The organism is Ensifer sp. Root278, from assembly GCF_001429285.1.
In the GTDB taxonomy this organism is placed as follows: Bacteria; Pseudomonadota; Alphaproteobacteria; order Rhizobiales; family Rhizobiaceae; genus Ensifer.
In genome coordinates this window covers 1-4,164 of sequence record NZ_LMJJ01000038.1, presented here as the reverse complement: position 1 = coordinate 4,164, position 4,164 = coordinate 1, and the positions used below count along the sequence as shown (strand labels likewise).

Annotated in this window: 4 protein-coding genes and 4 pseudogenes; 4 read left to right on the top strand and 4 right to left on the bottom strand. The window is 61.8% G+C overall.

From position 1 onward, the window contains the following. The 4 genes and pseudogenes from ASE60_RS35820 to ASE60_RS21805 all read left to right on the top strand — a co-directional run. Positions 1-117 (top strand): annotated as a pseudogene (locus ASE60_RS35820) (carboxymuconolactone decarboxylase family protein); the annotation flags it as partial. Positions 118-159: 42 nt separating this feature from the next. Beyond that, positions 160-1,071, top strand: coding sequence for an NAD(P)-dependent oxidoreductase (locus ASE60_RS21815; RefSeq protein ID WP_057252940.1), 912 nt, complete (start codon positions 160-162; stop codon positions 1,069-1,071). Positions 1,072-1,144: 73 nt separating this feature from the next. Continuing rightward, positions 1,145-1,327: pseudogene (locus ASE60_RS21810) on the top strand (SDR family oxidoreductase); the annotation flags it as partial. 54 nt (positions 1,328-1,381) lie between these two features. After that, a pseudogene (locus tag ASE60_RS21805) lies at positions 1,382-1,611 on the top strand (helix-turn-helix domain-containing protein); the annotation flags it as partial. A gap of 437 nt (positions 1,612-2,048) precedes the next feature. On the opposite strand, the gene ASE60_RS34060 reads toward ASE60_RS21805, so the two are convergent. The 4 genes and pseudogenes from ASE60_RS34060 to ASE60_RS21785 form a co-directional block, all read right to left on the bottom strand. Continuing rightward, positions 2,049-2,372: hypothetical protein (locus ASE60_RS34060; protein ID WP_082615995.1), on the bottom strand; the 324-nt coding region annotated here is incomplete at its 3' end. Positions 2,373-2,559: 187 nt separating this feature from the next. Continuing rightward, complete coding sequence (locus ASE60_RS35265; RefSeq protein WP_156414704.1) at positions 2,560-2,700, bottom strand: hypothetical protein; 141 nt, start codon at positions 2,698-2,700, stop codon at positions 2,560-2,562. A 315-nt stretch (positions 2,701-3,015) separates the two neighbouring features. Continuing rightward, entirely contained in the window at positions 3,016-3,651 is a 636-nt protein-coding gene (locus ASE60_RS21790; protein WP_057252931.1) for a class I SAM-dependent methyltransferase, read from the bottom strand. Between the two features lie 196 nt (positions 3,652-3,847). Continuing rightward, positions 3,848-4,164: pseudogene (locus tag ASE60_RS21785) on the bottom strand (arylsulfatase); the annotation flags it as partial.

Below are 4,164 nucleotides of genomic sequence, written 5' to 3'. Positions count from 1 at the left end.
GCCGAGTTCAACGAGCGTGAACTCACCGACCTCACGATCGCGATCGGCCTGATGAATGCCTACAACCGCATGGCGATCAGCTTCCGTAACACGCCACAGGCAGCACTTGAAAAGTAAAGGCGGGCGCACGCCCGAAACGCTCAAATTGAGGAGTTGGCTATGAAGATATTCATCGCGGGCGCCACAGGCGCCGTCGGCTCGCCGCTGGTGCGGGCGCTCTTGACCCTTGGCCATCAGGTGACCGGCATGACGCGCCCCGGCCCAGGCGTGGATCGTCTCCGCGAACTCGGGGCCGAGGCGTCGACCGCCGATGCCTTCGACCCCGAGGCGGTCCATGAGGCAATCGCGGCAGCAGCGCCGGACGTCGTGTTCGATCAACTTACCTGGCTTCCGGCCAACCCCGCCGACATCATCAAGGCCATGCCGGACGATACGCGCCTTCATCGCGAGGGCGGCGCCAACCTGCTCGCTGCGGCGGAGAAGCTGGGCGTTCGCCGCTACATCATGCAGTCTCGTGGCTTCTACCTCGATGCCCCGGCAGGACAACTCGCCGACGAGACCGCGAGGCTCAGCTACGACGCGCCCGGGGAGATCGGCGAGAGCACGCGCACCATCGGCGCCTATGAGGACCGTGTGCTCGCCTCGCCGTCGCTCGATGGCGTCGTCCTGCGCTACGGCTTCTTCTATGGGCCCGGTACCTGGTACCGGCCGGACGGAGCGATTGCCGATCAGGTTCGCAATGGCGAGGCGGTGATTATCGGCGAAGGAAATGCCGTTTGGTCGTTCGTCCATATCGATGACGCGATCGCTGCGACCGTCGCCGCGCTTACGGCCGAACCGGGGGTCTACAATATCGTCGACGACGACCCGATGCCCGTCGCCAAATGGCTCCCGGCTTTCGCTCGATGGGTTGATGCATCGGAGCCGGGGCGGGTCAGTGTGGAGGACGCGCTGAAGTCGGCCGGCGAGGAAGCGGTCTACTATCACACCCGTCTGACCGGCGCCGCGAACACGCGAGCGAAGGAAAAACTCGGCTTCGCACCCCGGCCGCTGCTATGGAAGTGCGCGTGATTGCCGCCCGACGGGGCAACGGAAATAGTCGGACCCGCTAGAGGGATAATTGCCACGACATCCAACCGCCGCCAACAACACAGAGGCGCTTCGCACGGACGTCGATCGCAGCGCTGCGATCATCGATCGCATTCCTGCTCGCCGCTGGGGCACCCCCGAGGATATCGGCGAGGCTGCCGTTTTCCTGCTGACGCCGGCTTCACGCTACCTGCATGGTGCCGTCATCCCGGCTGATGGCGGCTGGTTGGCGCGATGAACGGAGATTCGTTGGCGGGCCGTTCAGTGACGCGAGCACGAAGCGCTTCGAAGTGACCGGCTGGCGTTGGTGCGGCAGATGATGGAGCGGAAGCTGTCCGCCCGACGCACCTCGTCGAAACTGCCGGAACTGAGTGAGTTGGTCATGGCCATGCCGCTGGTCTCGGCCGGTATGGTCCACCAAGGCGTTCGACGTTGGGCCGAAGCAGCCCGCCGGATCGTCGGCGAGCTTGGCTTGCGGGAAATGACGGGAGGGGGAGGTCTCGCGCGTGGGGCGTCCTATAAAGATAACGAGTACCGAACGCCTGCCGCGGTATGCTCGCGGATGGAGCGGGATGCGGCGCGAGTACCATCGGTGTTCCGCACCCCGCTTTACTGACCCCGGGGAGGGTTAGCGAACGTAGATCGTCAGCCCGCCNCGCGGATGGAGCGGGATGCGGCGCGAGTACCATCGGTGTTCCGCACCCCGCTTTACTGACCCCGGGGAGGGTTAGCGAACGTAGATCGTCAGCCCGCCGTCAGTCGCCTGTTCAGCGCCGCCAATGTTGTCCATCTCGACGTTCTGCGCCTTCAGCTTTTCAGCCAAGGACTTGTTCGCTTTGACCGCCTCGAGAAGCGCCGCACGTTGTTCCGGCGTGGCATGCTCGACCCACATGCGCGTTTGGTTCTGCTCCGCAAGTGTGCTTACATCGACGACATTGATCTTGTCGCCGCTGTAGCTNGTCAGTCGCCTGTTCAGCGCCGCCAATGTTGTCCATCTCGACGTTCTGCGCCTTCAGCTTTTCAGCCAAGGACTTGTTCGCTTTGACCGCCTCGAGAAGCGCCGCACGTTGTTCCGGCGTGGCATGCTCGACCCACATGCGCGTTTGGTTCTGCTCCGCAAGTGTGCTTACATCGACGACATTGATCTTGTCGCCGCTGTAGCTACGCACAGTTTGCTCAATCTCTTTAGGCCAGTCCATTGCGGCACCTTGACCGTGCACGATTCCAACGAAGCTAAGGGCGGAGAGGCTGGCAATCATAGAAAAAGTCGCAATGCGGTTCATTGTCATGCTCCTTCCTAGGTTTTGCGCTTGTGACGGGGGGGCAACCAAGCGCGGCTGCTCAAGCAACTCGTCCCAACTGAGATTACGCGAAACTCCACTGAGCGATATTGTCCTTAGGGGAAGTCGTCTGAACTTGCCGGCCGCTGGTAGGATCGACGGCCGATACTCTGCAAGTTTCACTGACCGGCTAAGGTCGGTGCGTCTTAGGATCATCCAGGGCCTCCACCGTCTCCAACACCGGCCCGAGGACCCAGTTGTACATCTCAGCGATATTGTGCTCCTCATGCGGATCCGGTTCGATGTTGAACACCTTAGGATAGCCTTTCATCGGTGCGGCGCTGCTTCCCACGCCGCCCAGCAGCGTTGCGCCGCCAGGGCCGCTGCGGCCGGGCGCCACGTCGGCGAAAAAGGCCCGGAACTGTTTTCAGCGGACGGCGACCAGATCGGAACCCACGAATGTCAGCAAATGCTCGCGATGTCCGCTGTCATTGTCGCCGAGCAGCAGGTCGTTCAGGTCGATCCCGTCGAACGGCCGGTCGTCCCGGCACGTTGCCGCCCGCAAGCTTTGCGAATGTCGGGAAGAAGTCGATGATCGAGAACATCGCGTAGGAGGATCGCGGCTTGATCCGTTGCGGCCAGCGGATCACCGGGGCCCATTGACGTAGAGAAAATACGTGTCTTGGGGCGCGCCCGGTGGATGCGGTAGCGAACGGGTCCCCGCAAGTTCGAGCGGCAAATCGGACAGGATGATGGCATGTGGCGAAAGGACCGCCGGGAGGCATCGGCTCAGTTTGGCGCTTGTCGCAATATTGTTCGCTTCGACATACGAACCCATATCCGCATGTGCCAGGATGACCTGTCCGCCAAAGCGGGTGGCTCCGGAAGCAAGTGTCGCAATATTGTTCGCTTCGACATACGAACCCATATCCGCATGTGCCAGGATGACCTGTCCGCCAAAGCGGGTGGCTCCGGAAGCAAGCGTGTCCTCAATGTCGCCGAGCAGCAAATAATTCTGTGGCGGCGTGCAGTCGGCGAAACAGTCGGTCTCGCGATCCAGCACATAGATCTCGCGCTCCGGGAGATGGATGCGCAAGTGGTCGTAGGTGCGACCGTGACCCAGACCCATCTCGAACACAATGCCCGGACGGACGGCTATCTCTCTGAAGGCCCATTCGAGGCAGATGCGCTGGGCCTCCAGGCGGAAGAGCAATTTTTCGAGCCGGGAGTCCTTGCGTCTCCCTTCATCACGCGATTCTTTCGATCTGGCGTCCGTCGGCATACTTATCGTCCCTGGCGCGGTGCTATCATTTCTCAGGTGGCGGCGGCCTCTTTTCCAATCCGATCCATTGGTAGCGGTGAGCGGCTGAACCGACCTATGGTCCTTAGTCGGCCCTCGACCTACATCGGCGTGACGCCGTCGGTGGCAATATGATCGCGTTCAAACCAAAAGGCCCGCCTTCACAACGTATTGACGTTCAGAACCTCGTCATGTTTGCGGCGGGCGGATTGGGTGACCGCGCGAGGCTCGCCTTGTATTCCTCTACCGTCTTCAACAACGGCCCGAGGACCCAGTTATACATCTCGCCGATATTGTGCTCCTCCTGCGGGTCGGCCTCGATATTGAACACCTTTGGGTAGCCATTCATCGGCGCAGCGCTTGATCCGACACCGCCCATCAAGATTGCACCGCCTGCGCCGCTGCGGCCAGGTGCTACGTCGGCAAAATAGGCCCGGAACTGTTTCCAGCGGACGGCGACCAGGTCGGAGCCGACGAAGGTCAGCAAATGCTGGC

Excerpts from the sequence above, each read along its gene's own strand:
- ASE60_RS35265 (WP_156414704.1), bottom strand. The coding sequence starts at position 2,700 with ATGAAAGGCTATCCTAAGGTGTTCAACATCGAACCGGATCCGCATGAG.
- ASE60_RS21790 (WP_057252931.1), bottom strand. The coding sequence starts at position 3,651 with ATGCCGACGGACGCCAGATCGAAAGAATCGCGTGATGAAGGGAGACGC.
- ASE60_RS21815 (WP_057252940.1), top strand. The coding sequence starts at position 160 with ATGAAGATATTCATCGCGGGCGCCACAGGCGCCGTCGGCTCGCCGCTG.